Consider the following 18621-nt stretch of genomic DNA (forward strand, 5'->3'; position numbering starts at 1 on the left):
TAAAACGTCCGGACGCGCCGCCGCTCCAGCACAAAGAGACCCGATTATGCTCGCCACGATTTCCATCCGCGCCAAGATCATCAGTGTTATGGCATTCCTGCTGGTCGCGATGGCTGGCATGGGTCTCCTCGCCGTCATGAAGATGCGGTCGATGAACGCCAACACAGTCGACATCACCACGAACTGGATGCCCAGTGTGCGGGTGCTGGGCGAACTTCGGGCGAGCGTCATCACCTATCGCAATGTGGTCCGCCAGCACATGCTTTCCGAAACCCCGGACGAGAAGCTTGCCAACGAAAAGACGGCCGGGACCGTGATCGAGGCGCTGGCCAAGATCCGCAGCCGCTACGAGGCGATGATCACGTCGTCGGAGGAGCGGGCGCTCTACAACCAGTGGGCAAAGCTTTGGGACGATTACAAGAAGGGCACCGAGGACGTGATGGCGCTGTCACGCAAGGAGGCCGGCAAGGTCCCGCACGAGGCACAGGAGCTCAACACAAAGACGGTCAACAAGATCGGTCTCGCGTCGGATGAGGTCCTGATGAAGGACATCGAGCTCAACACCAAGGGTGGCGATCAGGCGGCTCAGGATGCGGCGGACAGCTATTCTTTTGCTTTCATGCTGGTTTCGGTCATCCTCGGCGCCGCCGTCATCGTGGGCATTGGCGTCGGCTTCTATCTCGTCCAGGACGTCTCGAAGGGCATTAAGTCGATCATCGAGCCGATGCAGGCGCTGGGCAAGGGCGACCTGTCCGCCGAAGTCCCGCATCGCGGCGAGAAGACCGAGATCGGCGCCATGGCCGACGTGCTCCAGATCTTCAAGGACGCGCTGATCGCCAAGAAGGCGGCCGATGAGGCCGCGGCCGCTGATGCCGAAGCCAAGATCGAGCGCGGCCGCCGCGTCGACAACATCACCCGCGACTTCGAGACGATGATCGGCGAGATCGTCCAGACCGTGTCCTCGGCCTCGACCCAGCTCGAAGCCTCGGCCTCGACGCTGACCTCGACCGCCGACCGCTCGCAGCGGCTGGCGACCACGGTTGCCGGTGCTTCTGAGGAAGCCTCGACCAACGTGCAGTCGGTCGCGTCGGCGACCGAGGAGATGGCGTCGTCGGTCGGCGAGATCAGCCGTCAGGTGCAGGAATCGGCCCGGATGGCGGGCGACGCCGTCGGCCAGGCCCGTGCCACCACCGAGCGCGTCAGCGAACTCTCCAAAGCCGCCTCGCGCATCGGCGACGTCGTCGAGCTGATCAACACCATTGCCGGCCAGACCAACCTGCTCGCGCTGAACGCCACCATCGAGGCGGCGCGCGCTGGCGAAGCCGGCCGCGGCTTCGCGGTGGTCGCCTCCGAGGTGAAGGCGCTCGCCGAGCAGACCGCGAAGGCGACCGGCGAGATCGGCCAGCAGATCTCCGGCATTCAGGCCGCGACCAACGATTCGGTCGGCGCCATCAAGGAGATCTCCTCGACCATCGAGCATCTGTCGGAGATTTCTTCGGCGATTGCCGCGGCGGTGGAAGAGCAGGGCGCGGCGACCCAGGAGATCGCCCGCAACGTGCAGCAGGCGGCGCAGGGCACCCAGCAGGTCTCCTCCAACATCACCGACGTGCAGCGCGGCGCGACCGAGACCGGCACGGCCTCCTCGCAGGTGCTGTCGGCGGCGCAGATGCTGTCCAATGACTCCAGCCGGCTGAAGACCGAGGTCAGCAAGTTCCTGACCAACGTCCGTGCGGCGTAGTCGTCTCCACAAGACCCATCGGTCGAAAACGAGCGGCGCCAAAAGCGCCGCTCATTTTCTTTTTCGTCTCCGGTACCAGGGTGTCGCTTGCAGGTAGCATCATGGGGAAACGCCCGTAGACCTGGCGGATCCCATTCATGGATAGTTAAATTCGCTTTATGAGAATTGCGCAAGACGACTCGAATAGCGGCCGTCCGAATTGGAATGAACAATAGTCAATTCATTTGGGGGCCCCAATGCGCGAGAATCTTCCTGTTACCCAGGCCGAGTATCCCGTTAGCGACGAGACGCTGATCGTTTCGCGCACCGATCTGAAGGGCAAGCTCACCTATTTCAACGAGGACTTCCTCGCCGCCGCCGGCTTCACCTCGGCCGAGTTGATGGGCCAGCCGCACAACATCGTCCGTCATCCGGACATGCCGCCGGAGGCCTTCGACAATCTCTGGGACACGCTGAAGGCCGGCAAGCCGTGGCTCGGCGCGGTGAAGAACCGCCGCAAGAACGGCGACTTCTACTGGGTGCTGGCGACGGCCTCGCCGATCCGGGAGAATGGCCAGGTCAAAGGTTACACCTCGATCCGGACCAAGCTGCCGGCCGACCAGCGCAAGCTCGCCGAAGAGGTCTACGCGGCGATCCGCGAAAAGAAGCCGCATGGCTATCGCGTCGACGCCGGCATCATCCGCCGCCGCTCGTGGCTCGACCGCTTCAGCGTCTTCACCGGGACGCTGAAAGCGCGCCTCGTCACGACGATGCTGCTCCAGGCCCTGTTCATGCTTGCGCTCGGCATCGGCGGGGCGCTGTCCACGTCCGGTTCGACCAGTTTTACGCTGGCCCTGCTGGCCGTCGTCGGCGCCGCCATCGCCGGCTTTGCCGGCCTCACGACCATGCGCGCGATCCAGGGGCCGATGCAGCATCTCAACGACACCTTGGTCAATCTCGTACAGGACAAGCTCGACAATCGCATCGTCATCGACCGCGATGACGAGATCGGGGAGGCGCTGCGCAACCTCCAGACCGTGCAGACCATCATCCGCTTCAGTCGCGACGAAGTGCAGGCCGTGCAACGCCGTGCCGAGACACAGCGCAAGGCCGACATGACCAAGCTCGCCGACGGCTTCGAGGCTGCGATCGGCGAGATCGTCGAGACCGTGTCGTCGGCCGCGACCGAGCTCGAAGCTTCGGCTTCGACCCTGTCCTCGACCGCGGGCCGGGCGCAGGAGCTGGCGACGGTGGTCGCATCCGGCTCGGAGGCGGCGTCCAGCAACGTGCATTCGGTGGCATCGGCCGCCGAAGAGATGTCGTCCTCGGTGCGTGAGATCGGTCGGCAGGTGCAGGATTCCACCCGTATCGCAGGCGAGGCGGTCAACCAGGCGCATGCCACCACCGAACGCGTCAGCGAATTGTCGCGGGCCGCATCGCGGATCGGCGACGTCGTCGAGCTCATCAATGCCATCGCCGGCCAGACCAACCTTCTGGCGCTCAATGCCACGATCGAGGCGGCGCGCGCGGGCGAGGCCGGCCGCGGTTTCGCGGTGGTCGCTTCCGAGGTCAAGGCGTTGGCGGAGCAGACGGCAAAGGCCACTGGCGAGATCGGCCAGCAGGTCGGCGGCATTCAGAGCGCGACGCAGGACTCGGTCAGCGCGATCGGCGAGATCAGCGGCACCATCGCCCGTCTGTCGGAGATCGCTGCGGCGATCGCGGCGGCCGTCGAGCAGCAGGGCGCGGCAACCCAGGAGATCGCCCGTAACGTGCAGCAGGCCGCCCACGGCACCCAGCAGGTCTCGTCCAATGTCGGCGACGTCCAGCGCGGCGCGTCCGAGACCGGCACGGCGTCCTCGCAGGTGCTGTCGGCGGCGCAGATGCTGTCGCGCGACTCCAATCGCCTCAAGCTCGAGGTCGGCAAGTTCCTGGATTCGGTCCGCGCTGCCTGATCTGGATGCGCTGCATGGCTGCGATGCTCGTTTCGCAGGTGCGATAGCAGGGAAGTGAAGGCGCCGCGATCGCCTCGCAATGGCGTTTCGGCCGGTGCTCGGGTAAAGGGGACCAGGATCCCCGTGGGGGCGGATTCCGTATCCCAGCCTGACCCGGAATTGCCTGACGCATGATTGCTCTGGTCCGTATTGCCCTGAGCCGACCCTACACGTTTGTCGTGCTCGCGCTCCTGCTTCTGATCATCGGCCCGCTCGCGGCGCTGCGGACGCCGACCGACATCTTCCCGGACATTCGCATTCCGGTGATCGGCGTGGTCTGGCAGTACACCGGACTGCCGCCCGACCAGATGTCCGGCCGCATCACCACGCCGTTCCAGCGCGCGCTGACCACGACGGTCAACGACATCGAGCACATCACCGCCAACTCCTATAACGGCTTTGGCATCATCAAGATCTTCTTCCAGCCGAACGTCGACATCCGCACCGCCAACGCGCAGGTCACCGCGATCTCGCAGACGCTGCTCAAGCAGATGCCGCCGGGCGCGACGCCGCCCCTGATCCTGAACTACTCGGCCTCGACCGTGCCGATCATCCAGGTGGCGCTGTCGGGCGATGGGCTCACCGAGCAGAACCTCGCCGACATCGGCATCAACCAGCTGCGCACCCCTCTGGTCACCGTGCCTGGTGCTGCGATCCCTTATCCGTTCGGCGGCAAGCAGCGCCAGGTCCAGATCGACCTCGATCCCACCGCGCTCCAGGCCCGCGGCCTGTCCGGCCAGGACGTCGCCAACGCGCTCGCCGCGCAGAACCTGATCACGCCGGTCGGCACCCAGAAGATCGGCCAGTTCGAGTACAACATCCAGCTCAACAACTCGCCGCTGCGGATCGACGAGCTCGGCAACCTGCCGATCAAGACCGTCAACGGCGCGATGGTCTATGTGCGCGACGTCGCGACCGTGCGCGACGGCAATCCGCCGCAGACCAACATCGTCCATGTCGACGGCAACCGCTCGGTGCTGATGATGGTGCTGAAGGCGGGCGCGACCTCGACGCTCGACATCATCGCCGGTATCAAGCAGAAGGTGATCGACGTCAAGGACCAGCTCCCCGACGCGCTCAAGATCGGCTTCATCGGTGACCAGTCGGTGTTCGTCCGCGGCGCGATCCAGGGCGTCGCCTTCGAGGGCGTGATCGCGGCGCTGCTGACCAGCGTCATGATCCTCTTGTTCCTCGGCAGCTGGCGCTCGACCATCATCATCGCGGTCTCGATTCCGCTCTCGGTGCTGGGCGCCATCATCATGCTGTCGGCGATCGGCGAGACGCTGAACATCATGACGCTCGGCGGCCTTGCGCTCGCGGTCGGCATCCTCGTCGACGACGCCACCGTGACCATCGAGAACATCAACTACCATCTGGAGCAGGGCAAGCCGGTCGAGCAGTCGATCCTCGACGGCGCCAACCAGATCGTGACGCCGGCCTTCGTCTCGCTGCTCTGCATCTGCATCGTGTTCGTTCCGATGTTCTTCCTCACCGGCGTTGCGCGCTTCCTGTTCGTGCCGATGGCCGAAGCCGTGATGTTCGCGATGATCTGGTCGTTCATCCTGTCGCGCACGCTGGTGCCGACCATGGCGAACTATCTGTTGCAGGCGCATGTTCACCACGACGGCGAGCCGCCGCCGTCGCGCAATCCGCTGGTCTGGTTCCAGCGCGGCTTCGAGAAGCGCTTCGAGCGAATTCGCGGCGGCTACCACGGCTTCCTCGGGCTCGCGCTGGCGCACCGCGGGATATTCGTGATCGGCTTCCTCTGCGTGGTCGGCGCGTCCTTTGCGCTGGTGCCGTTCCTCGGTCGCAACTTCTTCCCCGCGGTCGATGCCGGCAACATCCTGATGCATGTCCGCACCCAGGTCGGCACCCGCGTCGAGGAGACCGCGAACCAGCTCGCCGATGTGCAGAAGGCGGTCCGCAAGCTGATCCCGGGCGAGATCGAGACCATGACCGACAACATCGGCATGCCGATCTCCGGCATCAACATGACCTACAACAACACCGGCGTGATCGGCCCGCAGGACGGCGACATCCAGATCAAGCTGAAGGAGGGCCACAAGCCCACCGAAGAACACGTGCGCGTGCTGCGCGAACAGTTGCCCCGCCTGTTCCCCGGCGTCAGCTTCGCCTTCCTGCCGGCCGACATCGTCAGTCAGATCCTGAATTTTGGCGCACCGGCGCCGATCGACCTGCAGATCCGCGGCGCCAATCTCGGCGCCAACTTCGCCTATGCCAACAATCTGCTGGCCAAGGTCCGCAAGATCCCCGGTGTTGCCGATGCGCGCATCCAGCAGTCGCCGAACAACCCGACCTTCAACATCGACGTCGACCGCACCCGCGCACAATATGTCGGTCTGACCGAGCGCGACGTCACCAACAGCCTCGTGGTCAATCTCGCCGGCTCCTCGCAGGTGGCGCCGACCTACTATCTCAACCCCGACAACGGCGTGTCCTACTCGATCGTGATGCAGACGCCGCAATACCAGATCGACTCGCTCAGCGCGCTCCAGACGCTGCCGATCACCGCCGTCGGCAATACGCAGTCGCCGATCCTTGGCGGCATTGCCGACATCAAGCGTTCGACCTCGAGCGCGGTGGTGTCGCAATACGACATCCAGTCGATGGTGCAGATCTTCGCCACGACCTCGGGCCGCGATCTCGGCGCGGTGTCCAACGATATCCGGCAATTGATCGTCGACACCGCCAAGGACGTGCCGAAGGGCTCCTCCGTGGTGCTGCTGGGCCAGGTGCAGACCATGAACAGCGCCTTCACCGGCCTGCTGTTCGGCCTGCTCGGCGCCGTCGTGCTGATCTACTTCCTGATCGTCGTCAACTTCCAGTCCTGGTCCGATCCGTTCGTGATCATCACGGCGCTGCCGGCCGCGCTTGCCGGCATCGTCTGGATGCTGTTCATGACCGAGACCACGCTGTCGGTGCCGGCGCTGACCGGCGCCATCATGTGCATGGGCGTCGCCACGGCCAACAGCGTGCTCGTCATCTCGTTTGCCCGTGAGCGCTACGAGGAGCTCGGCGATCCCATCGCAGCTGCGCTCGAAGCCGGCTTCGTCCGGTTCCGTCCGGTGCTGATGACCGCGCTCGCCATGATCATTGGCATGGCGCCGATGGCGCTCGGGCTCGGTGAGGGCGGCGAGCAGAATGCGCCGCTTGGCCGCGCCGTCATCGGCGGCTTGATCTTTGCAACCTTCGCCACGCTGATGTTTGTTCCCGTGGTGTTCAGTATGGTACACAAGAAACAGGGCGCCAAAGCCGTCGCCCCATTGGAGACCGCGCATGTCGCCCACTGAACCCCGCTCCCCGGTCTCGCACCGGAAACTGGGCATCTTCGGCGTGGTGGCGCTGATCGCGGCAGGCCTCATCGTCGGCACCGGCATCCGCGCCCGCGAGGAGCAGGGCTCCAGGCTGAAGGAATGGACCGACGACCAGGCCGTTCCCAGCGTCGCGGTGACCCTGCCCAACGCCAAGACCCTCAACGCCACCCTCGATCTGCCGGGCCGGCTGGAAGCCTATTATCGCGCCCCGATCTTCGCCCGCGTGTCGGGCTACCTGAAGAGCTGGAGCGCCGACATCGGCGCGCGCGTCAAGGCCGGGCAGGTGATTGCCGAGATCGAGGCGCCCGACCTCGATCAGCAACTGCTTCAGGCCCGCGCCGACCTCGCCAGTCAGCAGGCCAGCGCCAGGCTGTCGGAAGCAACGCTGAACCGGCGCAAGACGCTGGTTGCCTCCAACTTCGTCTCCGCGCAGGAGATCGACGAGCGCACCGCCGATCTCTCCAACAAGAATGCGGCCGTCCATTCGGGGCAGGCCAATGTCGAGCGCCTGGAGGCGCTCGCCGGCTACAAGAAGATCACCGCGCCGTTCGAGGGCGTCGTGACCGCGCGCGACACCGATGTCGGCGCGCTGATCAATGCAGGCGGCGGCTCGGGCCCGGCGATGTTCGTGGTCTCCGACATCACCAAGCTGCGCGTCTACGTCAACGTGCCCCAGAATTACGTGCCGGCGATCAAGATCGGCGCCAAGGCGACCATCGCGCTGCCGGAGTATCCGAACCGGACCTTCCAGGCGACGGTGGAAGCCTCCTCGCAAGCCGTCGACGTCGCCTCAGGCACCACGCGCATGCAGCTTGGGCTCGACAATTCTTCAGGCGAGCTGATGCCCGGCGGCTACGCCAGCGTGAAGCTGAACCTCCAGCGCGACTCCGCGCCGCTCAGCATTCCCGCCAGCGCACTGATCTTCAACGGCAGCGGCCTGCGCGTCGCGACGGTCGGGCCCGACGACAAGGTGCTGTTCAAGCCCGTGACCATCGCCCGCGATCTCGGTCGCGAGATTGAGCTCGCATCGGGGATCGCCGCGGACGACCGTGTCATTACCGCGCCGCCGGACGGTCTCTCCGATGGCGATGCGGTGCGTGTGGTCGGCGCCAAGAGCAAGCCCGCGACGGCGTCGGAGAAGCAGGCGCCGAGGAGTTAGGGCGATCTCGTGCCCTGGAAGCAGGTCTCGTAGGGTGGGCAAAGGCGCTCTTGCGCCGTGCCGACGTCTTCTCATCAAATAGGCAAAACGTGGGCACGCTTCGCTTTGCCCACCCTACGAAAGCTACGCCACCCGCCACTCCGGGACACCGTCCACCGCCATCGTGATCTCGCCGAGCGAGCCGACCGGCGTGCGGTCCATGTCGAGCAGATGCGCCAGCGTCGCTGTGTCGCTCGCCGGAATCCGCGCCAGCGTCCGCCGGTCATCGCCGGTTCGCAGCATCACGACGCCATGCTCGACATCGCCGCTACGGCCGTAGAGCACCGTAAAGCTCTCGACCTTGCCCTTGCCGCGGGCCTCCGTGACGAACTCCGGCACCGCGCGCTTGTTGCGGTCGGCTTCGCCTTGCACGCTGGTCTCCTGCGCCAGCGCCTCGCGCGGCGACGTCTTCGCCACCACCAGCGCGTGGTGCTTGGTGACGAATCCGCCCTGGCCGTAGAGCAGGCCGAGCTTCGCGCCATCGCGCACGCGGCGGACCATCGCGCAGGCCGCATGCGTCATGTAGGTATTGAGCGGTGCGCCGAAGAAGGTGAGGCCGCCGGTCACGGTCGGCTGCACGTCAGGGCCCAAGCCGAGCGTCCGCCGCGCCATCTTGGGCACGCAGGGGAAGCAGCTGTAGAGCTCGATCGCGTCGAACGTTTTGCCGCCGGCGAGATCCATCACCGCCTTCAACACCGCGTTCTGCGGATGGCTTTCATAGAACTGGTCGCGCAAGAGATAGTCGCGTGGCTCTTCCGCCGAGGCGCCGCCGAGCGGATAGACGAGCTTGCTCTCGGAGATCCCGGCCGCGCGCGCCCTGGCGAGGCTGGTGAGCAGCAGCGCGCCGCCCATGTTGACGCTGGGGTTGGCGACCATGAGCTTGTTGTAGGGCCACGCGATCAGCCGGTTGTCCGCGGTCGGCGTCGTGATCTCCTCCGGCGCATAGCGCCGCTTCAGCCACGCGTTGGGGTTTTGCGCGGCGGCTTCCGAATAGCGCGACCACAGCGTGCCGGACTCTGCCATCGCCTCGCGCGGCGTCTGGCCCCAATGGGCGGAGGAGGCGGCCTCATAGAACGGATAGACGGTGACGGGCCGGAACACGCCGAGCTTCACCGCCAGCGGCTTCTGGAACGCAGCGCCACGCTTGGGCTCCTCGACGTCATGCGCGAACGGTGTCCAAGGCAGCTTGACGCCGGCGCGCTCCGCCTTGGTGGCGGTCGACTGCGCCTCCGCGCCGCAGATTGCCGCCACGTTGCATTCACCACGCGCGATGCGCTTCGCTGCCTCGTGGATGTAGCGGATCGGGCTCTCGCCGCCGACCGGGCCGTAATGGCAATGTGCGGGCGAGACGCCGAGGCGTTGCGCCAATAGCTTTTCCGGGTCGCGATAGCGCCAGCTCAGGAAATTGACGACGTCGAGCGACTGCACCTCGCCAAGCAATTTTGCGCCGGCGTCCTGCTCGGCGCGGCGTAGCGCCTGTTCGAGCAGATCGAGCGGCTCGAGGCCCGCGGTAATCTCCTTGGGGCGGTCGACGATCTCGCCGATGCCGACGATGACGGGGATGCGGTCTGGGGAAACAGTCATTGTTATCGCTTCTTCACTCTCGCAGATATCTCCGACCTCATCCTGAGGAGCCTGCGAAGCAGGCGTCTCGAAGGATGGGCCGCGGGCTCTCATGGTTCGAGACGGCGCTTGCGCGCCTCCTCACCATGAGGGTCTACAACTACTCCGTCACCAGCGCATTCATGTGCTCGACGGCTTCGGCAAACTCTTCCTTGAATTCCTGGACCACGGCGCCCGCCGACTTCACGCTGTCGATCAGGCCGACGCCCTGGCCGACGAAATAGCTGACGAGATCGCGCGCCTTGGCGTTGCCGGCGGCCGCGGCGCGGTCGATCGAGTTGAAGGCATCGCGGCTGATGATGCTCTGCAGCGGCATCGGCAGCGCGCCGGGGCTCTCCGGGGCGCGATCCCAGGCATCGGTCCAGACCGAGCGGAGCTGCCGCGCCGGCTTTCCCGTGCGCCCTTTCGAGCGGATCGCATCGCGTGAGGATGCTGCGATCATCTTCTCGCGAAAGATCTCCGTGGTCTCGGCCTCGACGGTTGCGAGCCAGACTGAGCCGGTCCAGGCACCGGCCGCGCCCATCGCCATGCAGGCGGCCATCTGCCGCCCCGTCATGATGCCGCCGGCCGCCAGCACCGGCACGTCGCGGACCTTTTTGATCGCCTTGATCACCTCCGGCACCAGCACCAGGGTCGAGACCTCGCCGCAATGGCCGCCGGCCTCGGTGCCCTGCACGACGAGAATGTCGACACCGGCAGCGACCTGGCGCAGCGCGTGCTCCTTGGCGCCGACGAGAGCGGCGACCGGCACGCCGTGCGTCTTGCCCATCTCGATCATCGCCTTCGGCGGCACGCCCAGCGCGTTGGCGATCAGCCGGATCGGATGGTTGAAAGACACCTCGAGCAGCTCCAGCGCCGTCTTGCCGTCGAACGGCTGCGGCCGGTCGTCGGCCACATCAGTCGTGGTCAGCTCGATATCGTATTTCTTCAGGAGGTCGCGCGTATAGGTGCGGTGCTGCTGCGGCACACGCGCCTCCAGGCTTTTCCAGGTGACGTCCTTCTCGCCCGCGGTCGAGATGTTTTCAGGGATCAGAACGTCGATGCCATAGGGCTTGCCGTCGACGTGATCGTCGATCCATGTCAGTTCGCGTTCGAGCGTCTCCGGCGTGTGCGCGGTCGCGCCCAGCACGCCAAAGCCGCCGGCGCGGCTGACGGCGGCGACGACGTCGCGGCAATGGCTGAAGGCGAGCAGCGGGAATTCGATGCCCAGCATGTCGCAGATCGGCGATTTCATGGTTCTCTCCCGGCGGCCGTCGCGTTCTCGTTGCTTTCGTGGCGAAGCAAAGCGACGCGAGCCGATCGTCGCCGGCGATGCCACGCCGGATTCGATGGCGCATCTTGCGTGTAGACGTCGCGTGGCGCGCGCGGCCGCGCAGGCTGACCGACAGGCTGGGCTGCATGACGCCGGCGTGAGGCCCGCGCCGGGCGCAGACCGGGCAGGCCTTGTCATTCGCCATTTGCGGGCTAATTAATGCAGGCGCATCTTTCCGCCGGAGCCCCCGCATGACCGACACCCCCGCCTACGTGCCGCCTAAGGTCTGGACCTGGAACAAGGAGAATGGCGGGCAGTTCGCCAGCATCAACCGGCCCATTGCCGGTGCGACCCATGACAAGGAACTGCCGGTCGGCAAGCATCCTTTCCAGCTCTATTCGCTGGCGACGCCGAACGGGGTGAAGGTCACCGTGATGCTGGAGGAGCTTTTGGCGCTCGGCCACAAGGGCGCCGAATACGACGCCTGGCTGATCAGGATCGGCAATGGCGACCAGTTCGGCAGCGGCTTTGTCGACATCAACCCGAACTCGAAGATTCCAGCGCTGGTGGATCGCTCCGGCCCCGAGCCGATCCGGGTGTTCGAGTCGGGCTCGATCCTGTTCTATCTCGCCGAAAAGTTCGGCGCCTTCCTGCCGAAGGACATCAGGACGCGAACTGAAGCGATGTCCTGGCTGTTCTGGCAGATGGGCAGCGCCCCCTATCTCGGCGGCGGCTTCGGCCACTTCTACGCCTATGCGCCGTTCAAGATCGAATACGCCATCGACCGCTTCGCGATGGAGGTCAAGCGCCAGCTCGACGTGCTCGACCGGCGCCTCGCGGACAACGAGTATCTCGCGGGCGACGAGTACACGATCGCCGACATGGCGGTGTGGCCCTGGTACGGCGCACTCGCCAAGGGGCTGGTCTATGGCGCCGGCGAATTCCTGTCGGTGCAGGACTACAAGAACGTGCAGCGCTGGACCGACCAGATCGCCAAGCGTCCGGCCGTGAAGCGCGGCCGCATGGTCAACCGCGTCTCCGGCGATCCCGCCAGCCAGCTCCACGAGCGGCATGACGCGGGCGACTTCGACACCAAGACGCAGGACAAGGTCGCGCCAGCGTCTTAGGGCGTTCTTCGCCTCTCCCCGCAAGCGGGGAGAGGGAAAAAAGAACGCACATCACGCCATGCTCAGCTCGTGGCGCCCGACCACCATCCAGTGCACCTCGTCGGGACCATCCGCAAAACGCAGATGGCGGACGTCCTGATACATCTCGGCAAGCGGGGTCCAGTGCGAGATGCCGGTGGCGCCGTGCATCTGGATCGACTGGTCGATGATCTTGCAGGCGCGTTCCGGCACCATGGCCTTGACCATGGAGACCCAGACGCGGGCCTCCTTGTTACCGAGCACGTCCATCGCCTTGGCGGCCTTCAGCACCATCAGCCGCATCGCCTCGATCTCGCAGCGCGCCTGCGCGATGATCTGCATGTTGCCGCCGAGATGGGCGATCTTCTTGCCGAAGGCTTCGCGGGTGAGGCCACGCTGCACCATCAGGTCGAGCGCCTTCTCGGCCTTGCCGATGGTGCGCATGCAGTGATGGATGCGTCCCGGGCCGAGGCGGAGCTGCGAGATCTCGAAGCCGCGGCCTTCGCCGAGCAGCATGTTCTCCTTGGGCACGCGGACATTGTTGAAGCGCATGTGCATGTGGCCGCGCGGCGCGTGGTCCTGCCCGAACACGTACATGGGGCCGAGCACCTCGACGCCGGGCGTGTCGCGCGGCACCAGGATCTGCGACTGCTGCTTGCTCGGCGCCGCATCCGGATTGGTCTTCACCATCACGATGAGGATCTTGCAGCGGGGATCGCCGACGCCGGAGATGTAGTACTTCTCGCCGTTGATGACCCATTCGTCGCCGACGAGCTTGGCCGTGGTCGAGATGTTCTTGGCGTCGGAGGAGGCGACGTTCGGCTCGGTCATGACATAGGCCGAGCGGATCTCGCCGTTCATCAGCGGCTTCAGCCACTTCTCCTTCTGCTCCTTGGTGCCGACGCGCTCTAGCACCTCCATGTTGCCGGTATCGGGCGCCGAGCAGTTCATGGTCTCGGAGGCCAGCGGGCTTTTGCCGAGCTCGGAGGCGATATAGGCGTAGTCGAGATTCTTCAGGCCCTGGCCGGTCTCGTCATCGGGCAGGAAGAAGTTCCAGAGGCCTTCCTGCTTGGCCTTGTTCTTGGCCTTTTCCAGCACCTCGAGCTGCTTCGGCGTGAAGCTCCAGCGATCCTCCTTGCCTTCGCCGGCCTTGGCGAACTCGATCGACATCGGCTCGACCGTCTCGCGGATGAACTTCCTGACGTGATCATAGAGCGGCCGGACCTGGTCCGACATGCGGAGATCGTTGAGCTCGTCGCCGGGATTCAGGGTGTAGTTGGTGGTGCGGGGAATGTAGGTGTGTTTTGTCATCGTTCCTCCCGTTTCGCTGAGATCGTGTTGGCCGCAAGAATAGTCGCAGCGCGACCAAAGTGCGAGCGCGCATTTTTCACGCGCACCATGCCACGTGATGGAATTTCGCGAGGTGTTTGAAATGTTGTTTGAACGGGGTGGGGAGTCCGCAGCGCCCGCGCCGCGTTCTCCGCCGTCATCGCCCGATTTATTCGGGCGATCCAGTATTCCGGAGACCGCAGTGATTGACTCGAGAGGCCGCGGTGTACTGGATTCCCCGCTTTCGCGGGGAATGACAGCGACGGGTGTGGCTCAGTTCGGCAGCCGGTGCATTGCACAGATCTTGTTGCCGTCGAGATCGCGCAGGTAAGCGAGATAGAGCTTGCCGCCGGGGCCCTGGCGGATGCCGGGCGGATCCTCAATCGATGTCGCGCCGGCCGCGACTCCGGCCGTGTGCCACGCATCGACCTGCTCCGGCGAATTGGCGGCAAAGCCGATCGTGCCGCCATTCGCGCAGGTCGCCGGCTCGCCGTTGATCGGCTTCGACACCGAGAACACCCCGGTCTTGGTGATGTAGAAGATGCGATGGCCGTCGACCCTGGCCGGGCGCACCTCGAGGGTGCTCAGCAGATTGTCATAGAAGGCCTTGGCCTTGTCGAGGTCGTTGGTGCCGATCATCACGTGTGAGAACATTTGCCCATTCCCTTCTGCGCTCACAAGACAAGAAACCGTAGGTGGGCAAAGCGCAGCGTGCCCACCACGGCAGTCGAGAATGTTTCCGGTCGGCACGGCGCAAGAGCGCCTTTGCCCACCCTACGATGTCTCAAAACGCCGTATAGCCGCCGTCGATCACGAACGTATCGGCTGTGTGATACGACGACGTCTTGCTCATCAGGTACACCGCGATGCCGCCGAAATCGGCTGCCTCGCCGAAGCGCCGCACCGGAATGCGCGGCATCACATTGGCGACGAACTTGTCGTTGGCCATCAGGCCCGAGGTCATGTCGCTCTTGATCCAGCCGGGCAGGATCGCATTCGCGGTGACGCCGTGGCGCGCCAGCTCGACGCCGAGCGCGCGCACCAGCGCGTTGATCGCCGCCTTGGTCGCCGCATAATGTTCGTTACGCGCGGTGCCGAAGATCGAAGCGAGGCTCGAGGTTGCCACCAGCCGGCCGAAGGGATCGCCGGCATTGGCGCGCTCGGTCATGTGCCTGGCGGCGGCCTGGAAGGCGTGAAACACGCCGTCGAGGTTGGTCGCGAACATCGTGCGCCATTCCTCCTCGGTGCGCTCGACGAAGGAGCGCCGGCCGCCGCCGCCGATGCCGGCATTGGCAAAGCAGCCATCGACCCGGCCAAAGGTGTCGAGCGTGGCCTTCATCGCGGCATCGACCGAGGCCGGATCGGTGACGTCACAGACGCGCGCGTCGGCCTTGCCGGGAAGGCCGGCAAGGCTCGCGGCAGCAGCCTTGTTCTTGTCAGCATTGCGGCCCCAGATCGCGACATTGCAGCCCTGCGCCGCAAGCGCCTGCGCGATGCCGAGCCCGATGCCGCCATTGCCGCCGGTGATCACGGCGACGCGGCCGGAGAGGTCGAAAAGGTTCATGGCGCGTTTCCTGTTTGCGGCAAGACAATTTGTTTTTGGCAAGACAATTTGGCATCGGGCGCATCAGCCGCTGCGCGCAAGATTGCTTGCTATGCTCCGAACACCATGGACAAGACCGCGCCAAAAATCAAATATGCGCCCCGGCAAAAACTAATTCCGGCCTGCGAAACTGACACGGGCCGCAACGCACGAGGAAACCATGCAGTTCAAACACGTCACGCTCGATTTTGATGGCTCGGTCGCGATCCTCAAGCTCGACCATCAAGAGGTGATGAACGCGGTCTCCATGGACATGCTCGGCGGCCTTGCCGAGGCGCTCGACACGATCGAGGAGAAAAAGGACGAGGTGCGCTGCGTCGTGCTGACCGGCGCGGGGCGGGCGTTCTGCACCGGTGCAAACCTCCAGGGCCGCAACAACCAGTCGAAGAAGACCAAGGCCGGCCTGACGCTCGAGACCGGCTTTCACCCGTTCCTGCGCCGCATCCGCAATCTGCATTGTCCCATCATCACCGCGGTCAACGGCCCGGCCGCCGGCGCCGGCATGAGCTTCGCGCTGCTCGGCGACATGATTTTATGCGCGCGTTCCTCCTACTTCCTTCAGGCCTTCCGTCGCATCGGCCTCGTGCCGGATTGCGGCTCGACCTGGCTGCTGCCGCGCCTCGTCGGCCGGGCGCGCTCGATCGAATTGTCGCTGATGGGCGAGCGGCTGCCGGCCGAGAAGGCGCTGGAATGGGGCCTCGTCAACCGTGTCTACGACGACGGCGTGCTGATGGAAGAGGCGATGAAGCTCGCGCGCGATCTTGCCAGCGGCCCGACAGTCGCGCTGTCGCTGATCCGCAAGCTCTATTGGGACAGTCCGGAAAACTCCTTCGAGGACCAGCTCAATCTCGAATTCCAGTGCCAGCTCCGTGCCGGCGACACGGAGGACTTCCGTGAAGGTGTCGGCGCCTTCCTGGAGAAGCGCCCGGCGAAATTCAACGGCAAATGATCGAGGCGGAGCTTTCTCGCAGCGTCCAGCGCTGGTGCAAGGGGGCGACCGGCGCGACCTCCGCGGCAAAACTGTCCGGCGGTGCCAGCCAGGAGACATGGCGGTTCGACATCGTGCATCCCGATGGGCCGATCGGCGCGATCCTGCGTCGCTCGCCGAAGGGTTATGGCGCCGCGCCGACGCGCGCGGCGGGCCTCGCGGCTGAAGCGCAGCTGATGCAACTCGCCTATGAGGCGGGCGTGCCGTCGCCACGCGTGATGCACGTGTTGGTGCCGGAAGACGATCTCGGCACCGGCTTCATCATGCAGCGGGTCGAAGGCGAGACCATCGCGCGCAAGATTCTGCGCGACGACGCGTTCGCCGCCGCGCGGCCGCATCTCGCGCGGCAGATCGGCGGCGTACTTGCCGGGCTGCACCGGCTGCCGCAGGACAAATTGCCAGAACTGCGCAGCCGGACCGCGACCCAGGAGATCGCCGAGTTCGAGCGTGATTATCGCAGCTTGAACTGGCCAAAGCCCGTGTTCGAGCTGGCGCTGCGCTGGCTGCGCGATCATGATCCCGGCCCGTCGACCGAGGTGACGCTGGTGCACGGGGATTTCCGCAACGGCAACCTCATCATCGGCTCTAACGGTGTGCGCGCCGTGCTGGACTGGGAGCTCGCGCATCTCGGCGATCCCATGGAGGATCTCGGCTGGGTCTGCGTCAATTCCTGGCGCTTCGGTGAGATCGACAAGCCCGTCGGCGGCTTCGGCTCGCGCGAGGAGCTGTTCGCGGGCTATGAGGCCGCTGGCCGCACATGCGATCCTGCGCGCGTCAAATTCTGGGAAGTGATGGGGACATTGCGCTGGGGCATCATGTGCGGCGGCATGATGCAGCGTTTTCGCGAGGGGCCTGATCATTCGATGGAGCGCGCCATGATCGGCCGTCGCGCCTCCGAGACCGAGATCGATCTGTTGCGGCTGCTCGTGCCGCGCGGGAGCTGAGACATGCAGGACGAACCGACCCCGATCGAGCTGACCAAATCGGTCGCCGATTTCCTCCGCAGCGACATCGCGCCGCTGGTCTCCGGCCACCAGGCTTTCAAGCTGCGCGTTGCCATCAACATCCTCGATCTCGTGACGCGGCAGCTGACGCAGGAGGAGGGAAGCGATGCGGCGGAAGTGGAGCGGTTGCGTGCTTTGCTCGGCATGGACGGCTCGGTCACTGAACTCAACCGCGCGCTCGCCGAGCGTATCGCGAAAGGCGAGGTTGATCTCGCAACGTCCGGTCTTGCCGAGCACCTGTGGGCGACCACGATGGACAAGCTCGCGGTCGATCAGCCGAACTACGCGTCGTACAAGCGGGAGCTGGGGCAGGGCGGGTAGGCAGGTCGCGCTCCATACTCGCTGTCATCGTCCGCGAAGGCGGGCGATCCAGTTCTCCGAGACATTTGTGGTTCAATCGATAGGCCGCGGCGTACTGGATGCCCCGCCTTCGCGGGGCATGACAGCGGTGACGTCTGCCCGTCCTTCGCTTTGACGTGCAGAGAAACGCCTACTTCCCCGCCCATTTCGGCGGCCGCTTCTCCGAGAACGCCTTCGGGCCCTCGATGTAATCCTGCGAGGCCACCATCGCCTTCACCGCGGGATATTCGCGCTGCTGCTCGATCGCCTGCTCCAGCGAGACGCCGAGCCCCTTCTGGATGGCCTGCTTCGAGGCACGGATCGACATCGGCGAGTTCTTGGTGATCATCTCGGCCCAGCGTAGCGCACCCGCCAGCGCCTCGCCCTGCGGCACCACCTCGTTGACGAAGCCGAGCTCAAGCCCTTCCTTGGCGCTGACGTGACGCGCGGTGAGGATCATGCCCATGGCGCGCTTCAGGCCGATCTGGCGCGGCAGGCGGTGCAGGCCGCCGGCAAGTGCGGCAAGGCCAACGCGCGGTTCGGGCAGGGCGAAGGTCGCGTTCTCCGCGGCGATGATCAGATCGCAGGCCAGCGCGATCTCGAAGCCGCCGCCCATCGCGACGCCGTTGACCGCAGCGATGATCGGCTTGTCGCAGTCGAAGCGTGCGGTGAGGCCGGCAAAGCCGCCCTTGTCCCAGCCGCGCTTTCCCCCGGCCGCCTGCCACTTCAGATCGTTGCCGGCGCAGAATGCCTTGTCGCCGCTCCCTGTGACGATCGCGACCCATTGCTCGGTATCGGCCGAGAAATCGTCAAACACCTTCTGGAGCTCGAAATGCGCGTCGGTGTGCAGCGCGTTGTAGACCTCAGGCCGCGACAGCGTGACGATCGTGATCGGCCCCTTGCGTTCCACCTTCGAAAATTTCAGCTCCATCGCGCGCTCCCGCATTTTCTCGTGAAGGAATATTGGCGTCATACTAGCGCGCGCGTGTGCTCGAGCACCATCGAATTGCGCGGGCGCGCCTTGCGCATCAGGCACGCCTCGCCTTGCTTGACTTGCGCGCGCGCTTCTCGGCTTAATCGTGCGAAGCGACAATGCG

At 65.3% G+C, this 18621-nt stretch carries 14 protein-coding genes; 8 read left to right on the forward strand and 6 right to left on the reverse strand.

What is annotated here, in order from left to right:
- Positions 1–46: 46 nt before the first annotated feature.
- From I3J27_RS10995 to I3J27_RS11010, 4 genes are all read left to right on the forward strand, one after another.
- Positions 47–1738 (forward strand): methyl-accepting chemotaxis protein, encoded by a 1692-nt coding sequence (locus I3J27_RS10995; protein WP_270168668.1) that lies wholly within the window; start codon positions 47–49, stop codon positions 1736–1738.
- A 236-nt stretch (positions 1739–1974) separates the two neighbouring features.
- Entirely contained in the window at positions 1975–3669 is a 1695-nt protein-coding gene (locus tag I3J27_RS11000; protein WP_270168670.1) for a methyl-accepting chemotaxis protein, read from the forward strand.
- Positions 3670–3839: 170 nt separating this feature from the next.
- Positions 3840–7019 carry an efflux RND transporter permease subunit gene (locus tag I3J27_RS11005; RefSeq protein ID WP_270168672.1) on the forward strand — a complete coding sequence of 1060 codons (3180 nt, stop codon included), beginning with the start codon at positions 3840–3842 and terminating at the stop codon, positions 7017–7019.
- The gene (locus tag I3J27_RS11010; protein ID WP_270168674.1) at positions 7006–8202 is read left to right on the forward strand and encodes an efflux RND transporter periplasmic adaptor subunit; all 1197 of its coding nucleotides are present in this window, start codon (positions 7006–7008) and stop codon (positions 8200–8202) included. Before I3J27_RS11005 ends, I3J27_RS11010 begins: the two co-directional genes overlap by 14 nt.
- A gap of 123 nt (positions 8203–8325) precedes the next feature.
- Here the strand turns inward: I3J27_RS11010 and I3J27_RS11015 are convergent, their stop codons facing one another.
- Both I3J27_RS11015 and I3J27_RS11020 read right to left on the reverse strand, forming a co-directional pair.
- On the reverse strand, positions 8326–9825 hold the full coding sequence (locus I3J27_RS11015) for an acetyl-CoA acetyltransferase (RefSeq protein ID WP_270168676.1): 1500 nt from the start codon (positions 9823–9825) through the stop codon (positions 8326–8328).
- Between the two features lie 139 nt (positions 9826–9964).
- On the reverse strand, positions 9965–11098 hold the full coding sequence (locus I3J27_RS11020) for a nitronate monooxygenase (RefSeq protein ID WP_270168678.1): 1134 nt from the start codon (positions 11096–11098) through the stop codon (positions 9965–9967).
- Between the two features lie 269 nt (positions 11099–11367).
- On the opposite strand from I3J27_RS11020, the gene yghU reads away from it, so the two are divergent.
- Positions 11368–12243, forward strand: a complete 876-nt coding sequence (gene yghU, locus I3J27_RS11025; protein WP_270168680.1) for a glutathione-dependent disulfide-bond oxidoreductase — start codon at positions 11368–11370, stop codon at positions 12241–12243.
- 51 nt (positions 12244–12294) lie between these two features.
- Here yghU and I3J27_RS11030 read toward each other — a convergent pair whose 3' ends face one another.
- The 3 genes from I3J27_RS11030 to I3J27_RS11040 all read right to left on the reverse strand — a co-directional run bounded on the left by I3J27_RS11030 (position 12295) and on the right by I3J27_RS11040 (position 15154).
- Positions 12295–13572 carry an acyl-CoA dehydrogenase family protein gene (locus I3J27_RS11030; RefSeq protein WP_270168682.1) on the reverse strand — a complete coding sequence of 426 codons (1278 nt, stop codon included), beginning with the start codon at positions 13570–13572 and terminating at the stop codon, positions 12295–12297.
- A 291-nt stretch (positions 13573–13863) separates the two neighbouring features.
- Positions 13864–14244, reverse strand: coding sequence for a VOC family protein (locus I3J27_RS11035; RefSeq protein ID WP_270168684.1), 381 nt, complete (start codon positions 14242–14244; stop codon positions 13864–13866).
- A 130-nt stretch (positions 14245–14374) separates the two neighbouring features.
- Positions 14375–15154, reverse strand: a complete 780-nt coding sequence (locus I3J27_RS11040) for an SDR family NAD(P)-dependent oxidoreductase (RefSeq protein ID WP_270168687.1) — start codon at positions 15152–15154, stop codon at positions 14375–14377.
- A 199-nt stretch (positions 15155–15353) separates the two neighbouring features.
- Here I3J27_RS11040 and I3J27_RS11045 point away from each other — a divergent pair, with 199 nt between their 5' ends.
- From I3J27_RS11045 to I3J27_RS11055, 3 genes are read left to right on the forward strand one after another with little or no spacing between them, the layout of a single operon-like run.
- Positions 15354–16142, forward strand: a complete 789-nt coding sequence (locus I3J27_RS11045) for an enoyl-CoA hydratase/isomerase (RefSeq protein ID WP_270168691.1) — start codon at positions 15354–15356, stop codon at positions 16140–16142.
- On the forward strand, positions 16139–17125 hold the full coding sequence (locus tag I3J27_RS11050; protein WP_270168694.1) for a phosphotransferase family protein: 987 nt from the start codon (positions 16139–16141) through the stop codon (positions 17123–17125). Before I3J27_RS11045 ends, I3J27_RS11050 begins: the two co-directional genes overlap by 4 nt.
- A gap of 3 nt (positions 17126–17128) precedes the next feature.
- Complete coding sequence (locus tag I3J27_RS11055) at positions 17129–17506, forward strand: DUF6285 domain-containing protein (RefSeq protein ID WP_270168697.1); 378 nt, start codon at positions 17129–17131, stop codon at positions 17504–17506.
- 169 nt (positions 17507–17675) lie between these two features.
- On the opposite strand, the gene I3J27_RS11060 is transcribed toward I3J27_RS11055, so the two are convergent.
- Positions 17676–18455 (reverse strand): enoyl-CoA hydratase-related protein, encoded by a 780-nt coding sequence (locus I3J27_RS11060; RefSeq protein ID WP_270168699.1) that lies wholly within the window; start codon positions 18453–18455, stop codon positions 17676–17678.
- Positions 18456–18621: the final 166 nt, after the last annotated feature.

The sequence above is a fragment of the Bradyrhizobium xenonodulans genome (genome assembly GCF_027594865.1).
Classification (GTDB): Bacteria; Pseudomonadota; Alphaproteobacteria; order Rhizobiales; family Xanthobacteraceae; genus Bradyrhizobium; species Bradyrhizobium xenonodulans.

What these genes read in the sequence shown, in the direction of transcription:
- I3J27_RS11010 (WP_270168674.1), top strand. Translation starts at nt 7,006, where the DNA reads ATGTCGCCCACTGAACCCCGCTCCCCGGTCTCGCACCGGAAACTGGGC.
- I3J27_RS11015 (WP_270168676.1), bottom strand. Translation starts at nt 9,825, where the DNA reads ATGACTGTTTCCCCAGACCGCATCCCCGTCATCGTCGGCATCGGCGAG.
- I3J27_RS11045 (WP_270168691.1), top strand. Translation starts at nt 15,354, where the DNA reads ATGCAGTTCAAACACGTCACGCTCGATTTTGATGGCTCGGTCGCGATC.
- I3J27_RS11060 (WP_270168699.1), bottom strand. Translation starts at nt 18,455, where the DNA reads ATGGAGCTGAAATTTTCGAAGGTGGAACGCAAGGGGCCGATCACGATC.
- I3J27_RS11055 (WP_270168697.1), top strand. Translation starts at nt 17,129, where the DNA reads ATGCAGGACGAACCGACCCCGATCGAGCTGACCAAATCGGTCGCCGAT.
- I3J27_RS11020 (WP_270168678.1), bottom strand. Translation starts at nt 11,098, where the DNA reads ATGAAATCGCCGATCTGCGACATGCTGGGCATCGAATTCCCGCTGCTC.
- I3J27_RS10995 (WP_270168668.1), top strand. Translation starts at nt 47, where the DNA reads ATGCTCGCCACGATTTCCATCCGCGCCAAGATCATCAGTGTTATGGCA.
- I3J27_RS11035 (WP_270168684.1), bottom strand. Translation starts at nt 14,244, where the DNA reads ATGTTCTCACACGTGATGATCGGCACCAACGACCTCGACAAGGCCAAG.
- I3J27_RS11040 (WP_270168687.1), bottom strand. Translation starts at nt 15,154, where the DNA reads ATGAACCTTTTCGACCTCTCCGGCCGCGTCGCCGTGATCACCGGCGGC.
- I3J27_RS11050 (WP_270168694.1), top strand. Translation starts at nt 16,139, where the DNA reads ATGATCGAGGCGGAGCTTTCTCGCAGCGTCCAGCGCTGGTGCAAGGGG.
- yghU (WP_270168680.1), top strand. Translation starts at nt 11,368, where the DNA reads ATGACCGACACCCCCGCCTACGTGCCGCCTAAGGTCTGGACCTGGAAC.
- I3J27_RS11030 (WP_270168682.1), bottom strand. Translation starts at nt 13,572, where the DNA reads ATGACAAAACACACCTACATTCCCCGCACCACCAACTACACCCTGAAT.
- I3J27_RS11000 (WP_270168670.1), top strand. Translation starts at nt 1,975, where the DNA reads ATGCGCGAGAATCTTCCTGTTACCCAGGCCGAGTATCCCGTTAGCGAC.
- I3J27_RS11005 (WP_270168672.1), top strand. Translation starts at nt 3,840, where the DNA reads ATGATTGCTCTGGTCCGTATTGCCCTGAGCCGACCCTACACGTTTGTC.